19 protein-coding genes and 2 pseudogenes are annotated in these 21,681 nt (G+C 71.7%); 9 read left to right on the top strand and 12 right to left on the bottom strand.

Going from position 1 to position 21,681, the window contains the following annotated elements; genetic code table 11:
- Positions 1-5: 5 nt before the first annotated feature.
- Positions 6-863, bottom strand: a complete 858-nt coding sequence (locus O7620_RS10660; protein WP_278122902.1) for a DUF3152 domain-containing protein — start codon at positions 861-863, stop codon at positions 6-8.
- 139 nt (positions 864-1,002) lie between these two features.
- On the opposite strand from O7620_RS10660, the gene O7620_RS10655 reads away from it, so the two are divergent.
- Together O7620_RS10655 and O7620_RS10650 are read left to right on the top strand one after the other, a co-directional pair.
- Complete coding sequence (locus tag O7620_RS10655; protein ID WP_278122901.1) at positions 1,003-1,506, top strand: SigE family RNA polymerase sigma factor; 504 nt, start codon at positions 1,003-1,005, stop codon at positions 1,504-1,506.
- Positions 1,503-2,258 (top strand): hypothetical protein, encoded by a 756-nt coding sequence (locus O7620_RS10650; protein WP_278122900.1) that lies wholly within the window; start codon positions 1,503-1,505, stop codon positions 2,256-2,258. The genes O7620_RS10655 and O7620_RS10650 overlap by 4 nt, the downstream gene beginning before the upstream one ends.
- 12 nt (positions 2,259-2,270) lie before the next feature.
- Here the strand turns inward: O7620_RS10650 and O7620_RS10645 are convergent, their stop codons facing one another.
- A complete protein-coding gene (locus O7620_RS10645; RefSeq protein ID WP_278122899.1) occupies positions 2,271-5,105 on the bottom strand; it encodes an ATP-binding protein in 2,835 nt (944 codons plus the stop codon).
- A 204-nt stretch (positions 5,106-5,309) separates the two neighbouring features.
- Between O7620_RS10645 and O7620_RS10640 the strand changes: the two genes are divergently transcribed.
- Both O7620_RS10640 and O7620_RS10635 read left to right on the top strand, forming a co-directional pair.
- Entirely contained in the window at positions 5,310-7,067 is a 1,758-nt protein-coding gene (locus tag O7620_RS10640) for a M28 family peptidase (RefSeq protein ID WP_278122898.1), read from the top strand.
- A 135-nt stretch (positions 7,068-7,202) separates the two neighbouring features.
- The gene (locus O7620_RS10635) at positions 7,203-7,709 is read left to right on the top strand and encodes a hypothetical protein (protein WP_278122897.1); all 507 of its coding nucleotides are present in this window, start codon (positions 7,203-7,205) and stop codon (positions 7,707-7,709) included.
- A gap of 106 nt (positions 7,710-7,815) precedes the next feature.
- Here O7620_RS10635 and O7620_RS10630 read toward each other — a convergent pair whose 3' ends face one another.
- Entirely contained in the window at positions 7,816-8,514 is a 699-nt protein-coding gene (locus O7620_RS10630; protein ID WP_278122896.1) for an SDR family oxidoreductase, read from the bottom strand.
- Between the two features lie 160 nt (positions 8,515-8,674).
- Between O7620_RS10630 and htpG the strand changes: the two genes are divergently transcribed.
- Positions 8,675-10,591 (top strand): molecular chaperone HtpG, encoded by a 1,917-nt coding sequence (gene htpG / locus O7620_RS10625; protein WP_278122895.1) that lies wholly within the window; start codon positions 8,675-8,677, stop codon positions 10,589-10,591.
- Between the two features lie 68 nt (positions 10,592-10,659).
- Here htpG and O7620_RS10620 read toward each other — a convergent pair whose 3' ends face one another.
- The 3 genes from O7620_RS10620 to O7620_RS10610 form a co-directional block, all read right to left on the bottom strand.
- Positions 10,660-11,025 (bottom strand): hypothetical protein, encoded by a 366-nt coding sequence (locus tag O7620_RS10620; RefSeq protein ID WP_151491125.1) that lies wholly within the window; start codon positions 11,023-11,025, stop codon positions 10,660-10,662.
- 106 nt (positions 11,026-11,131) lie between these two features.
- Positions 11,132-12,127, bottom strand: coding sequence for a DNA polymerase IV (locus O7620_RS10615; RefSeq protein WP_278122894.1), 996 nt, complete (start codon positions 12,125-12,127; stop codon positions 11,132-11,134).
- A 61-nt stretch (positions 12,128-12,188) separates the two neighbouring features.
- On the bottom strand, positions 12,189-12,626 hold the full coding sequence (locus O7620_RS10610) for a VOC family protein (RefSeq protein ID WP_278126945.1): 438 nt from the start codon (positions 12,624-12,626) through the stop codon (positions 12,189-12,191).
- Between the two features lie 94 nt (positions 12,627-12,720).
- Here O7620_RS10610 and O7620_RS10605 point away from each other — a divergent pair, with 94 nt between their 5' ends.
- Complete coding sequence (locus tag O7620_RS10605) at positions 12,721-13,758, top strand: WYL domain-containing protein (protein WP_278122893.1); 1,038 nt, start codon at positions 12,721-12,723, stop codon at positions 13,756-13,758.
- Here the strand turns inward: O7620_RS10605 and O7620_RS10600 are convergent.
- The 5 genes from O7620_RS10600 to O7620_RS10580 all read right to left on the bottom strand — a co-directional run bounded on the left by O7620_RS10600 (position 13,679) and on the right by O7620_RS10580 (position 18,368).
- Complete coding sequence (locus O7620_RS10600) at positions 13,679-14,251, bottom strand: N-acetyltransferase (protein WP_278122892.1); 573 nt, start codon at positions 14,249-14,251, stop codon at positions 13,679-13,681. The genes O7620_RS10605 and O7620_RS10600 overlap by 80 nt on opposite strands.
- A gap of 245 nt (positions 14,252-14,496) precedes the next feature.
- Positions 14,497-16,071 (bottom strand): FMN-binding glutamate synthase family protein, encoded by a 1,575-nt coding sequence (locus tag O7620_RS10595; protein WP_278122891.1) that lies wholly within the window; start codon positions 16,069-16,071, stop codon positions 14,497-14,499.
- 30 nt (positions 16,072-16,101) lie between these two features.
- Positions 16,102-16,281, bottom strand: a complete 180-nt coding sequence (locus O7620_RS10590; RefSeq protein WP_278122890.1) for a hypothetical protein — start codon at positions 16,279-16,281, stop codon at positions 16,102-16,104.
- Positions 16,282-16,411: 130 nt separating this feature from the next.
- Complete coding sequence (locus O7620_RS10585) at positions 16,412-17,542, bottom strand: N-acetylmuramoyl-L-alanine amidase (protein ID WP_278122889.1); 1,131 nt, start codon at positions 17,540-17,542, stop codon at positions 16,412-16,414.
- A gap of 115 nt (positions 17,543-17,657) precedes the next feature.
- Positions 17,658-18,368: a sigma-70 family RNA polymerase sigma factor gene (locus O7620_RS10580; protein WP_278122888.1), complete on the bottom strand. Its 711-nt coding sequence runs from the start codon at positions 18,366-18,368 to the stop codon at positions 17,658-17,660.
- A gap of 17 nt (positions 18,369-18,385) precedes the next feature.
- Between O7620_RS10580 and def the strand changes: the two genes are divergently transcribed.
- The 3 genes and pseudogenes from def to O7620_RS32055 all read left to right on the top strand — a co-directional run.
- Positions 18,386-18,931 (top strand): peptide deformylase, encoded by a 546-nt coding sequence (gene def, locus O7620_RS10575; RefSeq protein WP_151491118.1) that lies wholly within the window; start codon positions 18,386-18,388, stop codon positions 18,929-18,931.
- A 28-nt stretch (positions 18,932-18,959) separates the two neighbouring features.
- Positions 18,960-19,562: a DUF998 domain-containing protein gene (locus tag O7620_RS10570; RefSeq protein ID WP_278122887.1), complete on the top strand. Its 603-nt coding sequence runs from the start codon at positions 18,960-18,962 to the stop codon at positions 19,560-19,562.
- A 114-nt stretch (positions 19,563-19,676) separates the two neighbouring features.
- Positions 19,677-20,399, top strand: a pseudogene (locus O7620_RS32055) (hypothetical protein); the annotation flags it as partial.
- 920 nt (positions 20,400-21,319) lie between these two features.
- Here O7620_RS32055 and O7620_RS10560 read toward each other — a convergent pair.
- Positions 21,320-21,508 (bottom strand): annotated as a pseudogene (locus tag O7620_RS10560) (IS701 family transposase); the annotation flags it as partial.
- Between the last annotated feature and the right edge of the window lie 173 nt (positions 21,509-21,681).

The raw sequence follows: 21,681 nt of genomic DNA, 5'->3' as shown, positions 1-21,681 counted from the left end.
AGGGGTCAGTGCGCGGGCCGAGCGCCCTCGCGCGGCGGGACCTCGTCGAGATACGCCCCCACCGGCCCCGTGTAGCGGCTCGTGCCGAGCGGGTACGGCCAGGCGTTGGCGGTGCAGCCGTGCAGACCCAGCGTCTGCTGCTGCATTACCGGCGCCGGTCGGCCGCGCCTCGGGCACCGCTCGTGGCCCAGCCCGAGGCGGTGCCCCACCTCGTGGTTGACCACGTACTGCCGATACGTGGCCAGGTTCGCGCCGTACCCGGGCACGGCCTTGACCCAGCGGGCCACGTTGAGCACCACCCGGTCGCCGTTGCGGCACGACGTGTAGCCGTCCGGCACACCCTGGCAGAGCGTGTCGCGGGTGCCAGGGGTCGCCAGGTAGATGGTGAAGTCGGCCGCCGCGTTGGCGCCCACCCGGCGCAGCCGCCACGTCCCACCGGCCGTCCATCCGCGCGGGTCGTTCAGCGTCGCGGACACCGCCGCCGCGACGTCGGCCACCGGCAGCCCCCGGATGTCCCGTTCGACCGCGATCCGGTAGCGCAGCAGCTGACCGGCGCTGCCACCGCCGGCCGTCGTCTCGGCCGCCGCCACCGACCAGCGGTTGCCACCGGTGGCGGGATAGCTGATCACGATCGGGGTGGGCGCGGTGCCGGCGCTCGCGGCGGCGGCGGCCGGTCGCCCGGTCGCGCCCTGCCCCGCCGCGGGCTGCTCGCCGTGCGTCAGCCCGCTCGTGGTGGGGCCGGCCACCGAGGGATCGGTCGCCGGCCCTCCGCCGGCCGGCAGACCGCAACCGGTGAGCAGCGCCACCACCAGCAGTAACGCCGCTGAGGCGGCGCGGCCACGGCGGGTAACCTTCGTCGACATGTCTCTCCCCTCGCGCGTCGCTCGGTGGCGGCGCGGAGGAGAAGACGGGTGACGGTGGGAAAAAGTTGCTGTGATCCAGGGCTCAACCTTTTGCCACCCTCGCTCGTCTCTGACGGTGTGGCACGGGGGAGGGTTCGCGGTGGCGCGGGGTGACGCGGAGTTCGTCGAGTTCGCGCGGGCCGCGTCCGCGCGACTGGTGCACGCCGCGTACCTGCTGACCGGCGACCACCACCAGGCCGAGGACGCCGCGCAGACGGCCCTGGTCCGCACCTACGCGTCGTGGCCACGGATCCACGACGACGACGCCTACGGGTACGCCCGCCGCACCCTGGTCAACCATCTGGTCGACGGGTGGCGGCGGCCGATGCGGGAGTACCCGACCGACGAGGTGCCGGAGCAGCGGCGCGGCGACGTGGCCGACGAGGTGGCCACCCGGCGCTGGTTGATCGCCATCCTCGGCGCGCTGAGCCCACGCGAGCGGGCCATCGTCGTGCTGCGGTACTACTTCGACCTTCCGGAGGCGCAGGTGGCCCGGGAACTCGCCGTGTCCGTGGGCACGGTCAAGAGCACCAGCTCGCGCGCCCTGGAGAAGCTGCGTGCCGCCGGGGCGCGGGCGGCCGACAACCAGGAGGCGCGCCGATGAGCGAGCTGGATCGGCTCCGCGACGCCATGCGGGCGACCGAGCGTCGCGGCGCCACCCTCGACCTGGTCGCCGTCATGCGTGCGGGACGGCGGTTGCGTACCCGTCGCCGGCTCGCCGGAGTGGGCGCGGCGACAATGGCGACCGGGTTGGCCGCCACCCTCGTCGTGGTGGCGGTCGGCGCCTGGCCCAGCGATCCACCGCGGGTGGACCGTCCGCCGCCGGTCGCCGTCGCTCCGCCGGGGACCGCTGCCGCCTCGCCGGTGCAGAGGTCGGCGACACCCACGCCGCCGCCGACGCCACCCCCGACGCCAGCGCTCAAGCCGATGGGCGTGGTGATCGACAGCGGGGTGCGCAACGGCACGGACCAGCGGGTGTACTACGTCGTCGGTGTGTCGGTGCCCGGCGAGCCCGGGGTGTCCATCGGGCTGGCCGCCGGTCGGCGCGCCCCGGACGGCACGCTGACCACGGACATCCTGGTCAACGACGTCCAGGGGGTCGACCGGAGGCCGGGGTTCCACCAGATCGGCTACGACGAGCGGTCGTCCGCCGTGCCGGTGCCCACCTTCGGCTACTTCGTCGGCCCCGCCAAGCGGATCATCGGCACCGTGGGTGGCCGGCAGGTCGATGCTCGACTGACCTTCTGGAGCGTCGACAACCAGGTGGTGATCTTCTGGTTCGACCCGACCGAGCTGACCCCGGGCGACCGGCTGGACGGCATCATCGCCCGCGACAGCAGCGGCCGCCGACTCTGACGGCCGGTCGCCTCAGACCGGGTCGTCCAGCCGGCGTTCGATGGTGACCGTCGTCCCGTCGGCGGTGGAGACCAGCCGCACGTCGCCGTAGGCGTTCATCAGCAGCGCGCCGCGCCCCCGGTCCATCGCGGGCCGGCGGTCGCGCCAGGTGCCGAAGTCGCGTACCGAGATCCGGACCAGGCCGCCGCCGAGCTGGAGCCGCACCCGCACCTCCGGCCGGCTGGGCCGCTGCGCGTGCTCGACGGCGTTGTTCATGGCCTCGGACGCGGCGAGCAGCAGGTCCTCCAGCAGGTCCGGACCGACGCCCAGGTCACCCAGTGTCAGCCGTACGTCGCGGCGCAGCGCGGCGGCCGAGGTGGGCGCCGAGAGGTACGTCCAGCCGACGTCCAGTACGTCGCCGTCCGGGCCGACCTTCTCCGTGGATGCGGTGGCGGCCGGTTCGGCGGTCGTACCGGGCGGGTCGGTCTGGTCGGCGGGCCCGGTCGGTCGGGGATCGGCCGGTCGGCCGGCGGCCAGCGCCGGCGTGGTGGTGGTGACCGCGGTGGGCGGGGCCGCCGGGGGGTCGAGCGTCGGCGGGGCGCTCCCGGCGGTTGACCCGACGTCGCGGGCCCGGCGGATGGCGGCCCGCACCCGGGCGATCAGCTCGGCGGCGGCGAACGGTTTCACCAGGTAGTCGTCGGCGCCCAGGCTCAGGCCCGCGACGCTGGCCTCCTCGCCGGCGCGCGCCGAGAGCACCAGCACCGGCAGGGTCCGGGTCGACGGGTCGGCGCGCAGTTCGCGGATCAGGTCGAAGCCGTCGAGCACCGGCATCATCACGTCGGTGAGGACCACGTCCGGTGGGTCGCGGCGGATCGCGTCGAGGGCCTGCCGGCCGTCGGTGACGGCCCGCACCCGCCAGCCCTGCCCGGTGAGCAGCCGACTCAGGTACGCCCGCATGTCGCTGTTGTCGTCGGCCAGCAGGATGTCCGCCCCGGCCAGCTCGTCGGCGGCCGGCCCGGACGCCGCGGCGGCCTGCTCCCCACCGCCGGCCGGCTCGGTCAGCCACCCCATCGCCTCCGCGACGGCGGCACGGGCCGCGTCACCCCGCCCGCCCGACGGCGGGCCGGTCACCGCGGCACGGCGCGACGTCGACCAGGGCAGCGCCACCGTGAAGGTCGTGCCGACGCCGACCCGGCTGGCCACCCGGACCTCCCCACCCTCCAGGCGCGCCAGTTCGTTGACGAGGGCCAGACCGATCCCGGTGCCCTCATGACTGCGGGAGCGGGTGCCCTGCACCCGGTGGAACCGTTCGAAGAGTTTCGGCAGGTCCTGCTCGGCGATCCCGATGCCGGTGTCCGCGACGGTGAGACGGACCTCCTCGTCGTCGGCGTCCAGAGCGATCCGGATCCGCCCGATGAACGTGTACTTCAGCGCGTTGGAGAGCAGGTTGGTGACGATCCGTTCCCAGTTGACCGGATCGACCGTGACGGGACGCGGCAGCGGCGGGCAGTCGACCTCCAGCACCAGACCGGCCCGCTCGACGGCCGCCCGGAAGACACCGGCCAGCTCGGCGGTGAGGGCCGCGAGATCAATCACCCGGGCGTCGCTGGAGGCCCGCCCGGCCTCCAGACTCGAGAAGGTCAGCAGGCTGTTGACCAGGGTCAACAGGCGAGTGGCGTTGCGCCAGGCGGTCTCCACCCGCTCCCGCTGCACGGGTGCGAGCGGCGCGGCGGCGTCGGTGAGCGCGTCGCCGAGCGGGCCGAGCATGAGCGTCAGCGGGGTACGGAACTCGTGGCTGACGTTGGTGAAGAAGCTGGTCTTCACCCGGTCCAGTTCGGCGAGCGCCTCGGCCCGGCGCCGCTCCTGCTCGTACTCCTGCGCGTTGCGCAACGCCACGGACACCTGCTGGGCCAGCAGGTGGTGGAAGGACCGGTACGCCTCGTCGAGCCGCCGGCTGGGGCTGACCCCGGCGAGCAGGACGCCGAGCGGCTGCTCCTGGTCGGCCGACGGCAGCGGCAGCGCCAGCGCGGTGCGGACCGGGTCGTCCCACGCGCCGCCGGACAGGGTCAGTCGCTCGGCGACACCGGTCACCTCGGTCGGTCGGCCCTCAGCGGCGTGCGGCAGCCCCCAGGCGTGGGCGGCCCGACCCGGGTCGCTCAGGTCCACGGCCTCCGGCAGCGCCTGCGGCACGCTGGTGCGACCCGGTTCGCCGCCGACGCAGGCGGCGCGCCGCAGGACCCCGCCGTCGCGCAGGTAGATCGCGGCGAACGGCACATCCAGGGGGTGGCCGCCGATCGCGGAGATCAGGCGGGCGCAGGTGGCGTCCACGTCGACGGTGCGTCCGTCGCCGTTGACGGACAGGTCGCGCAGCAGCCGCAGCCGCCGCTCGCCGACCACCTGCTCGGTGACCTCGCTGCACACGGTCAGCACACCCACCGTACGGCCCTCGTCGTCGCGGGCCGGGGCGTGCGAGACGCTGAAGTACGCCTCCTCGCGGTAGCCGGCCCGTTCGAGCAGCAGCCGCAGGGCGGGCACCCAGCTGGCGACGCCGGTGGCCATGGCCTGCTCGATGAGCGGGGCGAGGACGTCCCAGCCCTCGGCCAGCGTCACGCGGACGTCGCCGCCGAGCGCGGCCGGGTGTTTGTCGCCGATCAACGCGGAGTACGCGTCGTTGTAGAGCTGGGTGAGGTGGTCACCCCAGAGCAGCAGCATCGGGTAGCGGGAGGAGAGCACCACCCGGACCGCGGCGCGCAGGCTCTGCGGCCAGCCGTCGACCGGGCCGAGCGGCGTGCCGGTCCAGTCCAGGGCCGCCATCAACCGGCCGGTGTCACCGCCGTCGGTGAAGAGATCCGTGCTGGGGCGCGTCACGTTCGACCCGGCCCCATCGCAAGCCCCCGTTCCGGGCCTAACGACCCCTGCTGGTGTTACCTACCCATCCTGGCATCTCTACTCACCTGTGCCGACGCCGGTACCCACCGTCGAACCGGCGGTGGTTCCAGACGAACGACCGATGTCACAGACATCGACATCTGTCAGTGTCGCGGTTATCTCTCCAACCCCCGAGGAGCCCCCATGAGAGGCAGAACGCTGAGCGCGGGAACCGCGCTCGCCGTGTTCGCCGGGATGACGGTGACGCTGGCGGCCCAGCCGGTGACCGCGTCACCCACGACCACGACGACGGTGGCCCGGCCGATCGCCGCGACCGCCGCCGCGTTGGCAGCGCCGGACATCTCCGTCACCAACGTCCAGGCGCACCTGACCCAGTTCAACTCCATCGCCACCAGCAACGGCGGCAACCGACGGGCCGGCTCGGCCGGCTACACCGCCTCCCTCACCTACGTCAAGACCAGGCTCCAGTCGGCCGGCTACACGGTCACCGAGCAGTACTGCTCCAGCTGCACGTACCCCTCGAACAACCTGATCGCGGAGTGGCCCGGCGGCCCGGCCGACCAGGTGGTCATGTTCGGCGCCCACCTCGACGGCGTCTCGGCCGGCCCGGGCATCAACGACAACGGCACCGGCTCGGCCACCCTCCTGGAGAACGCGCTGGTCCTGGCCGCGCAGAACCCGACCATGACGAAGAAGGTCCGGTTCGCCTGGTGGACCGACGAGGAGCAGGGGCTCAACGGCTCCCGGTTCTACGTCAACTCGCTGAGCTCCACCCAGCGCGGCTACATCAAGGGCTACTACAACTTCGACATGGTCGGCTCGACCAACGGCGGCTACTTCATCAACCGGGTCACCTCGACCACGGCGGCGCCGCTGAAGGCGTACTGGGACTCGTTGGGCCTGCAGCCGGAGGAGAACGTCGAGGGGCAGGGCCGCTCCGACGACTACTACTTCCAGCAGGCCGGCATCCCCACCTCCGGTTACGCCGCGGGTGCCAGCGCCCGCAAGACCAGCGCCCAGGCGGCCAAGTGGGGCGGCACCGCCAACGCCGCGTACGACGCCTGCTACCACCGGGCCTGCGACACCACCGCCAACGTCAGCGCCACCGTGCTGAACCGCTCGGCGGACGGTGTCGCGTACGCGCTGTGGCAGCTCGCCGTGGGCGGCGGCACCCCGACCAACGACTTCTCAATCTCGGTCGACCCCACCTCGCGCAGCGTCGCCCGGGGCGCCAGCACCACCGCCACGGTCGGCACCGCGACCACGGCCGGGTCGGCGCAGACGGTCAGCCTCACCGCCTCCGGCGCGCCCAGCGGGGTGAGCGTCTCGTTCAGCCCGTCCTCGGTGACCTCCGGCGGCTCGGCCACGATCACCCTGACCGCCTCGGCCAGCGCGGCGACCGGCACCTTCACCGTCACGGTCACCGGCACCGGCTCGGTCACCCGCACCGCCAGCCTCACGCTGACCGTGACCGGCACCGGCGGCTGTGCCGGCGGCCAGGTGATCGGCAACGGCGGGTTCGAGAGCGGCAGCACGCCGTGGACCGCGTCCTCCGGCGTGATCACCAACTCCAGCAGCCAGCCGGCCCGGACCGGGTCGTACAAGGCGTGGCTCGACGGGTACGGCAGCACCCACACCGACACCCTGTCCCAGTCGGTGACCGTGCCGGCCGGCTGCACCAGCTACACGCTGTCGTTCTGGCTGCACGTCGACACTGCCGAGACCACCACCTCGACGGCGTACGACCGGCTCACCGTGCAGGTGGGTTCGACCACGCTGGCGACGTACTCGAATCTGAACGCCGCCTCCGGCTACGTCCAGCGCAGCTTCAACGTGGCCAGCGTCGCGGGGCAGACGGTGACGCTGACGTTCACCGGCACCGAGGACGCCTCACTGCAGACCAGCTTCGTGATCGACGACGTGACGTTGCAGGCGAGCTGACGGTCGCGGTCGGGCGGAGGGGACGGGCCTCCCCTCCGCCCGACATCTGGTCATGTCTGTCTATCTCTGGTAGAAATCCTTCAAGGCCGGCCCCTGATTCGCAAAATCCCACCCCTCATGCGAAACGGGAGTGCCATGTCACCCACCCGATCCACCCTGCGCCGCCGCCTGCTCACGCTGGTCGTGGCCACCCTCGCCACGGTCGGCGCCACGCTGGGCCTGGCCGCACCGGCCTTCGCCATCAGCCACTCCAGCGCCACCTCGCAGCTGCGCGCCGCCGGCATCTCCTGGACCTCGAGCGGCAACTGCAGCGACCGCAACGTGGCCACCTGCACCTCGTTCGACGGGGTACGGCAGGCCACCATCGACGGCATCATCACCTTCAAGCGGGCCAGCGGCTGCGCGGTGACCATCACCGCCGGCACCGAGGTCGGGCACGCCGGAGGCACGTACAGCCACTGGAACGGCTACAAGCTCGACATCGCGTTGAGCACCTGCGTCCAGAACTACATCTCGGCGAACTACACCTACGTCGGCTACATCTCCGGCTTCGGCTACCAGTACCGCGCCCCCTCGGGCAATCTCTACACCAGGGAGGGCAGTCACTGGGACATCCTCTTCTACACCTGTGGTGGCTGCTGAGCGACGGGTGCCGAGCAGGATGCGCGCAGGGCGCTGACCGCGTACCCGGGGACGGGCCGCCGCCGGGGAGCCGGCGGCGGCCCGATCACGTCCGTGGCGTCGCCGCTCAGGGGAGCTGCGGGTAGAGCGCGGTGACGCCGCCGGCGAGCCCGGCCTGCACCTGCCGGCTGATGTCGTCGGTGACGATCTCGTACGCGTCGGCCTCGATGCCGTCCACGCCGATCCGGGCGATCTGCGCCGGGTCGGACTTCGGGGCGGTGACCTCGGCGGCCATGTCGGTGTCCATGTAGCCGACGTGCAGGCCGGCGACCCGGACGCCCTGCTCGGCGAGCTGGACGCGCAGTGCGTTGGTCATCGCCCACTCGGCGGACTTCGCGGCGCCGTACGCCCCGATGTTGGGGAAGTTGACCCAGGACAGCACGGAGAGCACGTTGAGGATCGTCCCGCCGCCGTTGCCCGCGATGATCGGGGCGAACGACCGGATCATCGACAGGTTGCCGAAGTAGTGGGTCTCCAGCTCCAGCCGGACGAGGTCCAGGTCGCCGTCGAGGAGGTTGGTCCCGGTCTCGATGCCAGCGTTGTTGATCAGGAGGTTGACGTCCCCGGCGAGCGCGGCGGCGGCGGCCACCGAGGCGGGGTCGGTGATGTCCAGGCGCACCGGCGTCACGCCGGGCAGGTCGACGGTGTCGGGGTTGCGGGCGCCGGCGTAGACGGTGGCGCCCCGGGAGAGGAGTTCGGCGGCCAGGCGTCGGCCGAAGCCACGGTTCGCGCCGGTGACGAGGGCGGTGCTTCCAGCGATCTTCATGCGGCCAGGTTATCGGGCTGACTTCTGTTGAGCAAAGTCAGCTAGGTCACGACGCGGATCCGCCCGGATCGGGAATACGACCCGGATGCCGTCACCGCCCGACCGGTGACGACTCGTATCCTTTGCGCGAACCTCCGCACGAGCTCAGAAGGGAGACGGTGTGAGCAACCAGGCCGAGACGTTGGAGTTCCAGGCCGAGGCGCGTCAGCTCCTCCAACTCGTCGTCCACTCGATCTACTCGAACAAGGACGTCTTCCTGCGGGAACTCATCTCGAACGCGTCCGACGCGCTGGACAAGCTGCGGCTGGCCACCCTGGTCGACAAGGACCTCGTCGCCGACACCGACGACCTGCACGTCACCATCGAGGTCGACCGGGACGCCCGCACGCTCACCGTCCGGGACAACGGCATCGGGATGACCCGCGACGAGGTGGTCCGGCTGATCGGCACCATCGCCAAGTCGGGCACCGCCGAGCTGCTACGCCAGCTGCGCGAGTCGTCCGACGCCCGCGCCTCGCAGGACCTGATCGGGCAGTTCGGCGTCGGCTTCTACGCCGCGTTCATGGTCGCCGACACGGTCACCCTGCTGACCCGCAAGGCCGGCGAGTCCGGCGGCACCCGCTGGGAGTCCACCGGCGAGGGCACGTACTCGATCGAGGCCGTCGACGACGCGCCGCAGGGCACGTCGGTGACCCTGCACCTCAAGCCGGCCGACACCGAGGACAACCTGCACGACTACACCGCCGAGTGGACCGTCCGCGACATCGTCAAGCGCTACTCCGACTTCATCGCGTGGCCCATCCGGATGCGCGTCGAGCGCCCCGGGGCCGACGGCGAGGCCGCCACCAGCGAGGTGCAGACCCTCAACTCGATGAAGGCGCTCTGGGCGCGGCCCCGCGACGAGGTCGACGCCGCCGAGTACAACGAGTTCTACAAGCACGTCAGCCACGACTGGGCCGACCCGCTCGAGGTCGTGCACATGAAGGGCGAGGGCACCTTCGAGTACGAGGCGCTGCTGTTCCTGCCCAGCCACGCCCCGCTGGACATGTTCGCACCGCAGGGCCGCCGCGGCGTCCAGCTCTACGTCAAGCGCGTGTTCATCATGGACGACTGCGAGGCGCTGGTCCCCACCTACCTGCGCTTCGTCAAGGGCGTGGTCGACGCGCACGACCTGTCGTTGAACATCTCCCGCGAGATCCTCCAGCAGGACCGGCAGATCCAGATCGTCCGCCGCCGCCTGGTCCGCAAGGTCCTCAGCACCGTCAAGGACCTCAAGACCAACCACCCTGAGCGCTACCGCACCTTCTGGACCGAGTTCGGCACGGTGGTCAAGGAAGGGCTGATCGACGACACGGACAACCGGGACACCCTGCTGGAGATCCTGTCGGTGGCGTCGACCAACGACCCGGCCGAGCCCACCGACCTGGCCGGCTACGTCTCCCGGATGAAGGACGGCCAGAGCGACATCTGGTACGCCACCGGCGACTCCCGGGCCACCATCGAGAACTCCCCGCACCTGGAGGCGTTCCGGGCCAAGGGCCACGAGGTGCTGCTGCTCACCGACCCCGTCGACGAGGTGTGGGTCGAGCGGGTCGGCACGTACGACGGCCGGCCGTTGCGCTCGATCGCCAAGGGCGAGGTCGACCTGGACACCGACGAGGAGAAGCAGCAGGCCGAGACCGAGCGCGAGCAGCAGCGACAGGAGTTCGCCGCGCTGGTGCAGTGGCTGGGCACCACCCTCGCCGACAGCGTCCGCGAGGTCCGCCTGTCGTCGCGGCTGACCACCTCACCGGCCTGCGTCGTCGGCGACGCGCACGACCTCACTCCGACCCTGGAGAAGATGTACCGGGCGATGGGGCACGAGATCCCGTCGACCAAGCGGATCCTGGAGATCAACCCCGGGCACCCGCTGGTCGCCGGGCTGCGCAAGGCCCACGAGCAGGGCGATTCGGGCCAGACCCTGACCGAGACCGCCGAGCTGCTGTACGGCCTGGCGGTGCTCGCCGAGGGTGGCGAGCTGACCGACCCGGCCCGCTTCACCCGGACGCTCGCCGATCGGCTGGCCCGCACCCTGTAGATGACGTGCGCTTCCGGCCGGCGGGCCGCCCGATCAGTCGGGCCCCGCCGGCCGGGCACGGGTCACCGTCACGCCGCCGAGGCGGATGCCTTCGGTCCTCGCTGCGACGCCGCCGGGCCGGCGTTCCAGCCCCAGCGCGGGGCCGGCACCACGGCCTCCCCGGGCCAGCCGGTGCCGACCGGGCCGCTGTCCTCCTCGACGGTCAGCTCGACCGACGTGGGCGTGCTGCGGGCCAGCCGCAGCGACTGCTCGGCACCGGTGCGGGCCGCGCACGGCCAACCCTGGCCGGCGCACTGCAGATTGCGGCAGTGACCCTCGTCGTCCGGCTCGTGGGCGCTCAGCACGTCGACCGCGAGCTGCCAGAGCAGAGGGTCGGTCACGTCGTGCGGACGCTCGACGCTACGGCTCGGTCGGTTGCTGGTGTCGTCGGACATCGTGGGCCCCCCTCGTCAGGCTGTTCCCCTCAAGGGTCACCCGTGCGCCGCCGGCTAAACCGCCGACCTGCTGTGATGTGTCTCTGGTCGCAGGGATGCGGGGTGGTTAGTCCGGCAATAGCGGCATCTCGACACCCGGGTCGCGGCCGAGCAGCACCGCCCGGGTGAGCGCCGCCGATCCGAACCGGTCGCGGACCGCGTCCACGGCGGCGTCCAGTTCGGCCCCCGGATCCGGGTGGAAGGGAAGTTCCGGTTGGACCGGGTTGTCGTCCAGGTTGCCCACCGAGACGCCGATGAGGGTGACCCCGCGGCGGTCGATCTCCGGTTGGGCCGTGCGCAGCAGTGCCCGTGCCGCGGCGAGCACCGGGGCGGTGTCGGCGGTCGCCTTGCCCACGGTGTGTGAGCGGGTGGCCCGGGTGTAGTCACCGAAGCGCAGTCGCAGCACCACCGTGCGTCCGGCCCGGCCGGCGGCCCGCATCCGTCGGGTGACCCGGTCGACCAGGCCGGCGAGGATCGCGTCCAGCTCCGCCGGGTCGTGCGGGTCACGGCTCAGCGCGTGCTGCGCGCCCATCGAACCGCGCCGGCGGCCCACCTGCACCGGCCGTGGGTCGCAATTGTGTGCCAGGGCGTGCAGGTGCCGGCCGGCGCCCGCGCCGAGCAGCGAAACCAGCGCCGCCTCGCCGAGCCGGGCCACATCGCCGACGGTACGGATGCGGCGTTCGCGCAGCTTCGCGGCGGTGATCGGGCCGACGCCCCACAGCCGCTCGACCGGCAGCGGATGCAGGAACGCCAGCTCACCGTCGGGGGCGACCACCAGCAGCCCGTCCGGCTTCGCCACACCGCTGGCGACCTTCGCCAGGAACTTCGTGCGGGCCACGCCCACCGTGATCGGTAGGTGGACCTGCTCGCGGACCTCCCGACGCAGCCGGTCGGCGATGGCGGCCGGTGGCCCGACCAGCCGACGCAGACCACCCACGTCCAGGAACGCCTCGTCGATGGAGAGCCCTTCGACCAGCGGGGTGGTGCGTCGGAAGATCTCGAACACCGCGTAGAGGGCGTCCAGGTCGGCGTGCAGGATGCTGGCCCCGGACGATACGTACACATGTTCGCATGGCATCCGGGTGTCGCGGCAGTGAGCTGGGCGAACGCGGCCGAACGTCGGCTCAGTCGAGGCAGAACTCGTTGCCCTCGGGGTCGGCCATGACGAGGTGACCGGCGCCGAGCGGGGGAGCGGGCTCGTGGCGGCTGAGCCGGGTGGCGCCGTGCGAGACGAGCCGTTCGGCCTCCGCCTCGAGCGCCGCCATCCGCTCCTCGCCGGCGAGCCCGGGAGCGGCCCGCACGTCCAGGTGGACGCGGTTCTTGACCCGCTTGCCCTCCGGCACGCGCTGGAAGAACAGCCGTGGCCCCGAGCCCTCGGGGTCGACCACCGCCGAGGCGTCATTGTGGCGCTCGGGCGGCACGCCCATCGCGTTCAGTGCCTGCTCCCACGACGCGAAGTCCCCGGGCGGGCCCTGCACCTGATAGCCGAGGGCCTCGGCCCAGAACGGCGCCAACCCGGCCGGGTCGGCACAGTCGACGGTGATCTGCACGTCGCGGGCCATGGCAGCTCCCTGCTTCCTGATCTGGTCGGTCATGATCCCAGCCTCTCGCGAATAGCGGACAGGAGCGTTCCTCGATCTGTGCAACGATCGGCGCGTGACTGTCGAGGCGACGACCGAGCGGGTGCTGCGGTTGTTGGCGCTGTTGCAGCGGCGGCCGTCGTGGACGGCCGTCGAACTCGCCGCCGAGCTGCGGGTCACCGACCGCTGCGTCCGCCGTGACGTGCAGCGACTGCGGGCGCTCGGCTACCCCGTGCACGCCGTGTCCGGCGTCGGCGGCGGCTATCAGCTCGGCGCGGGCACCCGGCTGCCGCCCCTGCTCCTCGACGACGAGGAGGCGATCGCCACGGCGGTGTCGCTCCGGCTGGCCTCCGGGGGCACGGTCGCCGGGGCGGGGGAGGCCGCCCTGCGGGCACTCGCCAAGCTCGACCAGGTGATGCCGGCACGACTGCGCGCCGAGGTGCGGGCCGTGCACGGCTCCACCGACACGCTCATCGGCCCGGTGGTCGAGATCGACGCGGAGCTGCTGGTGATGCTCGCCCGGGCCTGCCGTGACGCCGTCCGCGTCCGGTTCCGCTACACCGGACGTGACGGGGAGCGCGAGCGGACGGTCGAGCCGGTCCGGATGGTGACGACCGGTCGTCGCTGGTATCTGATGGCCTGGGACGTCGACCGCGACGACTGGCGCACGTTCCGCCTGGACCGGATGCGTGCGGCGGAGGCCACGAGCTGGCGCTTTCGCACCCGCGAGCATCCCGATCCCGTCGCCTTCGTGCAGCGGTCGGTCACCGAGGCGCCGTACCGGCATCTCGCCCGGGTGCGGGTTCGCGCCCAACCCGACGAGGTGCGGGCGGTGGTGCCGCCCCAGGTGGGTCGTGTCGAGAACGACCGCGACGGGTGGTGTGTGCTGGTCGTCGGCGGCGATAGCCTGGAATGGCTCGCCGCGCACGTCGCCCGCCTGAGTTACGAGGTGGAGGTGCTGGAGCCTCCGGAGCTGCGCGAGGCCGCCGCCCGTCTCGCCCGCCGCCTCGCGTTGATCGCGGATGCCGGTGGCATCACAGATCGTCGAACGGCGCGGCGTAGCGGAACTCGCCCCGGATCGACTCGCGCCACGCGGTCAGCGGCCGGGCCATGAAGTACTGCGGCCCCCACGGCTGCGGCGGGGTGACGCCCAGCTCGACGGCGGGCCGGAACCCGAAGCGCGGGTAGTAGTCGGGGTGCCCGAGCAGCACGACGAGCGGCTCGTCACGGGCGTCGGCCGCGCCGAGCACCGCGTGCATCAACGCGGTGCCGACCCCGCGCCGCTGCCATCCGGGCAACACGCCGAGCGGTCCCAGGCCCAACGCCACCGGCTCACCGGCCACCCGGCCGCGGGTGGCCACCACGTGCCCCACCACCTGGCCGTCCGTATCAGTCGCCACCAGGGAGTACGCGGGCAGCCAGCCCTCGTCGGCGCGCAGCGCGTCGACCAGTGCGGCCTCGACGGTGGCCTCGACGGTGGCCTCGACGGTGGCCTCGACGGTGGCCCCGACGGGTACGCCAGTACCGCCGTCGGCCTTGGCGAAGGCGGCGGCATGGACCGCGCGGACGGCGTCGACGTCGGCGGTTGTCTCGCGTCTGATCAGCACCGCGCCACCATAGGTGTGGTGTGCCGCCGGCTCCACGGGTTTTACGCGCATGCCGCTGTGCCCGGCGGGCGGCGTTCAGCGGACATCGCGCGGGAATGGCTGATGCCTGTGAGTCATCAATATGCCTCACAGGCATCACGCTCATGGCGGACCTCACGGCGCCGGCCCCTGCGGCCGACGCGCGACCCCGCATCTCACGACCCCGCGCCACCATCGCCGCGCCCGTGGTCGGCGTGGCCGTGACCTCAGCCGACGGCGGTCGACGAGGGTGGCGCGCTGCCGCCCCGGGGCACCTCCGGGGTCATCAGCCGGATGATCTCCGCCTGGTCGGCGGGCGAGGGCAGACCCCATCCCGGCCGGTAGCCGTACACCTCATGCAGTGGGGTGGAGCCGGTGCGGCCGTCCAGGATCTCCACGGCGTCGGTGCCGATCAGGCCGGGGTGTTCGACGCCGCACGCCTCGGCGACCTTCGTCAGGTCCCGGCGCAGCGTGCCCAGGTAGTTGGCCGCCCGGACCGACTTCAGCGTCGGGTCCAGGCCCCGGGCCAGCCAGGCGTTCTGCGTCGCGACCCCGGTGGGGCAGGTGTCGGTGTGGCACTTCTGTGCCTGGATGCAGCCGATCGACAGCATCGCCTCCCGACCAACGTTGACCATGTCGCAGCCGAGCGCGAACGCCACGATGGCGTTGTCCGGCAGGCCCAGCTTGCCGGCGCCGACGAAGACCACCTGCTCGTGCAGGTCGTGCTCGGCGAAGACCTTGTACACCCGGGAGAAGCCCTGCTGGAACGGGAGTGACACCGAGTCGGTGAAGATGAGCGGTGCGGCGCCGGTGCCGCCCTCGCCGCCGTCGACCGTCACGAAGTCGACGCCCCGGCCGGTGTCGCGCATCAGGGTGGCCAGCTCCTGCCAGAAACCGAGGTCGCCGACCGCCGACTTGATACCGACCGGCAGGCCCGTCTCGGCCGCCAGCAACTCCACCCAGTCGAGCAGGCTGTCGCAGTCGGAGAACTCGGCGTGCCGCGACGGGCTGACGCAGTCCTGCCCGGCCGGGATGCCCCGGGTCGCGGCGATCTCGGCGGACACCTTCGCGCCGGGCAGCAGCCCGCCGAGACTGGGTTTGGCACCCTGACTGAGCTTGATCTCCAACGCCCGCACGGGGGCGTCGGCGACCAGGTCCTTCAGTCGGTCCAGGCTGAATCGGCCCTGCTCGTCGCGGCAGCCGAAGTACGCGGTGCCGAGCTGGAAGATCAGTTCACCGCCGTTGCGGTGGTACGGCGACAGCCCACCCTCGCCGGTGTTCTGCAGGCAGCCGGCGAGCGCCGCCCCCTTGTTGAGCGCGGTGATGGCGTTGCCGGAGAGCGAGCCGAAGCTCATCCCGGAGACGTTGACCACCGACTCCGGTCGGAACGCGTGGGCTCGCCCCCGGGCCGCGCCGAGCACCTTCGCGCACGGCAGCCGGACGTCGTGCCCGGCCGTCGGTGACGACGGCGGCACGGCCCGGCCGAAGGTGCGGTGCTTGATGATCGGGTACCCGGCGGTGTACTCGATGTCGTTGTCCGTGCCGAAGCCGAAGTAGTTGTTCTCCTGCTTCGCCGACGCGTACACCCAGCGCCGTTGGTCGCGGGTGAACGGACGCTCCTCGTTGTTGCCGGCCACGATGTACTGCCGAAGTTCCGGCCCGATGGCCTCCAGCAGGTACCGGGCGCGACCGAGCACCGGGAAGTTGCGCAGCAGCGCGTGGTCGCGCTGGATGAGGTCCCGCGCGGCGAGCGCCGCCACGGCGGCGGCGACGGCGGGTACGGCTCGACGGGCCCATGTCATGCCCGGGACTCTTTCCGCCGGTGCGGCGGATCAAACGTCGGGGGACTCCAGCATCGCGTGCATGATCTGGTCGGCCAGACCGGGCTCGGTGCTGCCGAACTCGCCGAAGGTGTTCATCCTGAGCTGGCCGCCGAAGACCTGGTGGTAGAACTCCATCGCGTCCCGGGCGGTGCCGGGGAAATTCAGGTACGGGTTGAGTCGCGTCTGCACGGCACCCTCCTTGGTCCTGGTCGACGTCATCGTGGCAGACCGGCACAGGGTGGACAACGAGACGCGCCCGTGTTAGCGCTGGTGGCGGACCCGGCGGCGGTGCGGGGGCGCCCGCACCGCCGCCCTGGGCTCAGCGGTGCCGGAAGGTCTGGCGGACCGTTCCGCCGACGATCGCGCACCACGTGCTCGTGCTGAGCTTGCCGTCGCGGGGCAGACCGTGCAGGGCCTGGAGGTCCTGCACCGCCGCCCGGGTGGCGTGGTCGTACGCCCCGGTGACGGCGACCGCGTACCCCTTGGTGGCGAGGATCTCCTGCACCGCGGTGACCGGCGCGCCGGTGGCGTGCTGGTCCAGCTCCGGTGCCAGGGTCTCCCAGGTCGGGGTGGTGAGCGTGGCGTCCACGTCCACCGGGATGCCGTTGCGGGCCTGCCAGTCCTGCACGGCCGCGACGGTCGCGGCGTCGAACGTGCCACTGACCGTCACCGCGTAGCCGCGGTGGATGAGCAGGTGCTGCACGACCCGGACCGACGGCGAGTTGACGAAGCGCCACAGGTCCGGCCAGCGGCGCGCCGGCACGTCACCCAGCTTGGTGCCGAGGGCGGCGTACACCCGCCGGCGCAGTGCCGGGAACTCCCGGTAGAAGGCGGCGCCCGGGCAGTCGGTGGTACGGAAGTCCCAGTGGCCGAAGATGTCGTGCGCGTGCAGCCCGTACTGGCGGCAGATCGCGACGCAGAGCGTGACCAGCGAGTCGGTCAGCGCCTTCGGCGGCGTCTCGGTGACGTAGGTGCCCTCGTTCTCGATGCCGATGGCCCGACCGTTCTCGCCCGGACAGTGCGCCGAGATCATTTGCCGGTCGCCGGCTTCGAGGCGTTCCAGGCTGCCCCGGCGGCCCTCCAGCACGTAGCCGCCACGGCTGACCGTGAAGTGCTGGCCGGTGTCCGACCAGCCGTTGCCGTCGATGTGCAGGTCCTGGCAGTCGTGGGCCAGCTTGACCGCCTGCTCACGGGAGTAGTCGGTGACGTTCGGGAACGCCATGTGGTGCACGATGATCTTGTTGGTGGGGATGGCGCTGACCGACAGCGGGTCCTTCGGTGGACGGGCGGCCCACTCGTCGCAGCTGATGATCCAGTCCAGGTCGGTGCCGGGGGCGGCCTGTGCCGTGGCGGGGAAGGCCAGCTCGCTCCCGACGACGGCGACCGTGGCGGCGCCGAGACCGGCTCGCAGCAGTGTCCGGCGGTCCACTTCGGAGTGGTCGACGTGCATCACATCTCCTCCTGCGGCCGACGGCGGGGGATGAAAAGTAGCTCCAGTGGCCGCACGCACTCCGGAGAATATTGCCAAGACTCGCCCGCGCGCTAGTGTCACCGCCATGCCCGACTCAGTTGGCGAGGGCGCGCCGGATGGAGCGGAGCGCGTAGTGCAGCCTGGAGCGGACGGTCCCCACCGGGACGCTCAGTTCGTCGGCCACCTCGTCGACTGACCTGTGCAGGTAGAACACCTGGTGCAGAACGTCGCGGTGATGTGCGCTCAGGCGGCGTGCGGCGTCGCGAAGCGCGTCGTTCGCGACAACCATGGCGGACACGTCATCGTGCGTGGCGGCCGTGTCGGGGTCGAGTTCCTCGGTCGCCAGTGGGCGCGCCTGCTGGCGGCGATATTCGTCGATCGATGATCGGCGGGCCGCCGTGAACAGCCAGCGGCGCAGGTCGACGTCGTCGGCCGGAAGAGTGCTGACCCCGCGCCACGCCCGCACCATTGTCTCCTGGACGATGTCCTCGGCTCGCGAGTGGTTCCCACCGCTCAGCGTGAGCGCGAATCGCATCAGCGGCGGCCCCTGCGTCGAGACCAGGTGTTGAAAGCGAATGCGCGCGTCGTCATCGCCGGGTCGTGGGCGAACCACCATCTCTTCCCATCGTCTGACCGGACCGACTCGGGCAGCGTAGGGCGCGCAACTGGACAGCGTCTGCACGGAGAGTTTTCCCCGTCGTCGGCCCGGCGGACCAGCTTCGGCGGATCCGCGACGAGGTCGTCGTCGCGGCCTGCGCGGGCCGTTGGCAAGGATCGCGGCCTTCGGTTGAACGAACGCGATCATCGTGCGATGAAAAGGGTGTGACAGTTCTTCCGATCAGACTCGTCGGGGATCCCGTCCTGCGTCAGCCGGCCACGCCGGTCGAGACGTTCGACGCGGAGCTGCGACGCCTCGTCAAGGACCTGCAGCAGACACTGGGCGACAGCGGAGGCGCCGGCCTGGCCGCCCCGCAGATCGGTGTCGGGCTGCGAGTCTTCGCCCTCCATCCCAAGCTCTCCGACGGGGATCTCGACCACCTGGTCAACCCGCAGATCACCTTCCCGGACGAGGACGAGCAGGACGGCCCCGAAGGCTGCCTCTCCATTCCCGGCGTCTACCTCGACACGAAGCGGCGGATGAACGTGGTTGCCACCGGCTTCAACCTCCATGGCGACCCGGTGCAGATCGTCGGTTCGGGCATGCTCTCGCGGTGCATCCAGCATGAGACCGACCACCTCGACGGTGTGCTCTTCCTCGACCGCCAGGACGCCGAACGGCAGCAACGAATCATCGAGACGCTGCGTGCGGCGTCCTGGTTCGACCAGGTCGACGGCCGGGAGCCGGTTGTCAAAGTCAGCCCACACTGATCGTCCGTCTGAACTCTCGGAGCACCTGTTGCGACCAGTTGCGCTCATCTCCGCCGCGGCGGCGCCGATCCTGCTCATCGGCGGCTGGACCGTCGCCGAGTCGCTGCAGCCCCCCGGCTTCGACCCCCTGCACGACACGATCAGTCAGCTGGCCGCGCTGGACGCCCGTGACCGGGGCGTGATGACCACCGGGCTCGTCGGCACCGGGCTCGCCTACCTGTGCACGGCATTCGGCCTGACCGAGGTCGCGCGGGTCGGACGACTGCTGCTCGCCATCGGTGGCGTCGGGACCATCATGGTCGCCGTGTTTCCGCTGCCGGCGGACCCGACAGCTCACGGGGTGTCCGCGGGCGTCGCCTTCATCGCGTTGGCCGCCTGGCCGTTCTTCGCGGTGGGCGGCTCCCCGGACGCGCCGTGGACCGTACGACGACCGTTCACGATCATTGCCGGGCTGACGTTACTCGCCCTCGTCGCGTGGTTCGGGGCCGCGTTGCAGAGCGGCAACCTGGTGGGGCTCGCCGAACGGATCGCGGCGGGCGCACAGGCGACCTGGCCCCTCATCGTGGCGGTGAGCCTGTTTGCGACGTCGAGACGGCGTCCGGCCGCGGCCGATGCCGACGCGGTCAGGTGATGGCACGGGGAGCGCCGCCGGGCGGGTCGATCCGGGCCGGTGGGCGTTTCCTCGCGAGCCGGTGCGGGTAGGTCGGTCCCGACCGTCTCGGCTGCTCCGTAGAGGAATGACCATATGAGTGACAACGTCAGCGACGCGGTGGGTGACGCCCTCCGTTCGGTGATGCTCTTCCTGCCCAAGGCCGTCGCCTTCGTGGCGATCCTGGTGGCCGGTTGGCTGATCGCCAAGGCCGTGTTGAAGATCGTGGAGAAGGTCCTGGAGCGGGTCGGCTTCGACCGCGCCGTTGAGCGCGGCGGCGTCCGCCGCGCGTTGAGCCGATCCCGGTACGACGCCAGCGACATCGTCGCGAAGCTCGTCTACTACGCGGTGCTGCTGTTCACCCTCCAGCTCGCCTTCGGCATCTGGGGACCGAATCCGATCTCCGACCTGCTCGGCGCGGTGATCTCGTGGCTGCCCCGTGCCTTCGTCGCCATCGTCATCGTCGTGGTGGCCGCCGCCATCGCCAACGCGGTCAAGGACATCATCGGCGGCGCGCTCGGTGGGCTGTCGTACGGCCGGGTGCTGGCCAACATCGCCTCGGTGTTCATCCTCGGCCTCGGTGTCATCGCCGCGCTGAACCAGATCGGCGTGGCCACCGCGGTCACCACTCCCGTGCTGATCGCCGTGCTGGCCACGATCGGCGGCATCCTCGTCGTCGGTGTCGGCGGTGGCCTGATCCGTCCGATGCAGAATCGCTGGGAGGCGTGGCTGACCCGTGCCGAGCAGGAGTCGCAGCTGATCGCGGCGCACGCCCAGGCGTACCGGGCCAGCCGCCGCGACGCCGAGGCCGAGCTGGCCCGCGCGTCGGCCGAGGCTGACCTGGCCCGCGCGTCGGCCGCCACCACCGGGTCGGACGCGGGGCTGCCCAGGCCGCCCGCGACCGCCACCGACCCGGAGGCCACCCAGATCGTCACCCGGCCGTCCGATCCGGAGGCCACCCAGATCGTGACCCGACCGGCCGACCTGGACGCGGCCCCGGTGGCGAGTGCATCGGGCGACCCGGACGCCACCCAGGTCGTCAGCGGAAGCAACCCGGACGCCGACACGACCCAGTTCGTCACCCGTGGCCGTGGGGACTCCGACACGACGCAGGTGGTCACCCCGGGGGGTGGGGACGCCGACACGACCCAGTTCGTCACCCGTGGCCGTGGGGACTCCGACACGACGCAGGTGGTGGGCACCGGTGCCGGTGGCGCGGTGCCCGGCCAGCGCACCAGCGACGACAGCGAGGCCACCACGGTCATCCCGCCGGTCGACCCGAACCGGCGCTGACACGCGGCAGCACCAGCGGGGCGGGGGCCGGTCGGCCCCCGCCCCGCGTCGCGTCGTCCGCCACGCCGAAAGCGCTGGCCGGAGCCGGGAGGTTTGTCTAGCATCGCCGACATGACCTGGCGACATTGATCCAGCGGCGTCATCCCTGCGGGGATGACGCCGCGACCTGGGTATTGAGCGGCGCCCTGCTCGACGAGCCCACCCGTACGCGGTGTTCTGGTTGTTACCGGCTTCGCGAGCAGCAGCGGCGACACTGCCATCGCGATCAAAGATCTCGAAGAACTTTGCCTTGAGCTCAGCGGAAACGGACACGGTCCGCGCAACTCCCAGAAGATCTGGGCGTTGCGAGGACCGCTAGATCCCAAGACCTCGGCCCGGCCGGACTCGTGCGCCTCCCTGATGAAGCGCGCCACCGGCCGCGCCGCGAGGATCGGCCAGGCCGTGCCATCCCGGACCTCGTCGCGGACGGCGTCGATGTCCCAGTCGGCCCACCGCAGCAGCCGCTGCATTCCGTCCGGTGACAGGTCACCGGCCTGCTCGGCGAGGGTCCAGCCGTTCTTGCGATCGAGGCCGGCGACCAGCCCGGACAGGTACTGCCGAGCCCGTCGCCTCGGTCCCGGATGAAAAAGGCTCACTGTCTAATACGCAGGCATTTGCCCGTGTCGTAGCAAATTAGGCGCCATTCCTTGCTGAGATCACCTCATTGTCCTCGACGCTGGGGCCGGGAACGTGGTTGTTGGTCCGAATAGGCGGGAGGAGGTGCGAGTTGCCAGGAGGCTTGAGTACCCGACTGGGCTGAGCCATGTTG

The sequence above is a fragment of the Micromonospora sp. WMMD710 genome (assembly GCF_029626045.1).
In the GTDB taxonomy this organism is placed as follows: Bacteria; Actinomycetota; Actinomycetes; order Mycobacteriales; family Micromonosporaceae; genus Micromonospora.
The sequence above is the reverse complement of the archived record's forward strand: the minus strand, read 5'-3'. Positions and strand labels throughout refer to the sequence as shown.

Coding starts and splice junctions, on each gene's coding strand:
- O7620_RS10610 (WP_278126945.1), bottom strand. CDS start 12,626: ATGGCCCGCGACGTGCAGATCACCGTCGACTGTGCCGACCCGGCCGGG.
- O7620_RS10630 (WP_278122896.1), bottom strand. CDS start 8,514: ATGAAGATCGCTGGAAGCACCGCCCTCGTCACCGGCGCGAACCGTGGC.
- O7620_RS10595 (WP_278122891.1), bottom strand. CDS start 16,071: ATGACATGGGCCCGTCGAGCCGTACCCGCCGTCGCCGCCGCCGTGGCG.
- O7620_RS10660 (WP_278122902.1), bottom strand. CDS start 863: ATGTCGACGAAGGTTACCCGCCGTGGCCGCGCCGCCTCAGCGGCGTTA.
- O7620_RS10585 (WP_278122889.1), bottom strand. CDS start 17,542: ATGCACGTCGACCACTCCGAAGTGGACCGCCGGACACTGCTGCGAGCC.
- O7620_RS10640 (WP_278122898.1), top strand. CDS start 5,310: ATGAGAGGCAGAACGCTGAGCGCGGGAACCGCGCTCGCCGTGTTCGCC.
- O7620_RS10620 (WP_151491125.1), bottom strand. CDS start 11,025: ATGTCCGACGACACCAGCAACCGACCGAGCCGTAGCGTCGAGCGTCCG.
- O7620_RS10635 (WP_278122897.1), top strand. CDS start 7,203: ATGTCACCCACCCGATCCACCCTGCGCCGCCGCCTGCTCACGCTGGTC.
- O7620_RS10580 (WP_278122888.1), bottom strand. CDS start 18,368: ATGATCGCGTTCGTTCAACCGAAGGCCGCGATCCTTGCCAACGGCCCG.
- O7620_RS10650 (WP_278122900.1), top strand. CDS start 1,503: ATGAGCGAGCTGGATCGGCTCCGCGACGCCATGCGGGCGACCGAGCGT.